The organism is Micromonospora foliorum (assembly GCF_022229015.1).
GTDB lineage: Bacteria > Actinomycetota > Actinomycetes > Mycobacteriales > Micromonosporaceae > Micromonospora > Micromonospora foliorum.
Map to the genome: position 1 here is coordinate 1 of NZ_JAKKFF010000190.1, position 1,106 is coordinate 1,106.

Consider the following 1,106-nt stretch of genomic DNA (forward strand, 5'->3'; position numbering starts at 1 on the left):
ACCACCTGCTTGCGCTCCTCGGTGATGGAGAAGCTGGACACCACGAGGTCGACCGTCCCGCCCTGTAGCGCGGGAATCCGTTCCTCGGTGGCCACCGGGACGAACTCCAGCCGCTGGTCCCCCTCGTAGCCGAGGGAGGCGGCGATGTACCGGGCGATCTCGACGTCGAAGCCGACCGGCTTGCCGTTGCGCAACTCGCTCATCAACGGCTCGTTGGTGGCCACACCGACCCGCAGCTTCGACTGACCGTAGATGTGCGTCTCGCGCATCTTCTCCTGCACGGATTGCAGCTCCGGTTCCTTCCGGCTGTCGCAGCCGGCGGCGGCGGCGAGCACGAGAGTGAGCGCGACCGCCAGCGTCGACGCGACCGAGCGGAGCCGGGACTGCGAACTGCCTGAGTTCATGGGCGACCTCGCTGCCGGAAGAGCCTGCGGGACACCGAGAGTAGCCGTTCCTGTCCACTCCGTGTAGGTGCGGTGTCCATGTCGGGCGGGTCGCTCGGATCGACGTCGATCGGCGCGGCGGGCGTTCTGCGGTTGACAGCCGGCCTCGTCACGACATGCTGGACGGGTGAGCCGATTGTCCAGACCAGATGCGCGCACGGTGGCGGTGCTCGCGGCGCTGGGAGCCCTTGCGCCGCTGGTCATGCTGGTCGTGTGGCGCCGACAGGACCTCCTCGGCGTGGTTCTCGCGCTGCTCTGCGTGCTCATGACCATGGTCGCCGGGGTCGCGGTCTCCGCCGCTCGTCAGGTCGACGACCCGGAGCCGGTGGACCGGTCGGCAGCCGTCGGGCCGCCCGAGCTGATGCCGTACGGGATCGACGCGGACACTCTGGACGCCCTGGACAGCCGGGACGCGTTGCGTGCGGTGCGTGACCGCCGACGCGGGTCGAACGGGCTCAGCGGCCGGTGAGCGTCGGCGCGGTGAGCGCGTCCACGCCGCGCCCGGCCAGACACCGGTAGGTCCGGTCGATGCTGCCGTCGATCGGCGGGAGCACCTCCAGGTGCCAGCCGGTCGCCTCGGCGATCCCGGTGGTCAGACGGAACGTCCTGGCGCTGCACACCTGCCGCACCGGTTCGGCGGCGGCCACCTCGTCGTAGTCGGCG

The 1,106-nt window shown here is 70.6% G+C and carries 2 protein-coding genes and 1 pseudogene; 1 reads left to right on the forward strand and 2 read right to left on the reverse strand.

The window, feature by feature from the left end:
* On the reverse strand, positions 1–404 hold a 404-nt coding region (locus tag PSH25_RS15410), incomplete at its 3' end, for a transporter substrate-binding domain-containing protein (protein ID WP_238659746.1).
* Between the two features lie 175 nt (positions 405–579).
* Between PSH25_RS15410 and PSH25_RS15415 the strand changes: the two genes are divergently transcribed.
* A complete protein-coding gene (locus tag PSH25_RS15415; protein WP_238659747.1) occupies positions 580–912 on the forward strand; it encodes a hypothetical protein in 333 nt (110 codons plus the stop codon).
* On the opposite strand, the pseudogene PSH25_RS15420 reads toward PSH25_RS15415, so the two are convergent.
* A pseudogene (locus PSH25_RS15420) lies at positions 899–1,106 on the reverse strand (serine/threonine protein kinase); the annotation flags it as partial. The gene PSH25_RS15415 and the pseudogene PSH25_RS15420 overlap by 14 nt on opposite strands.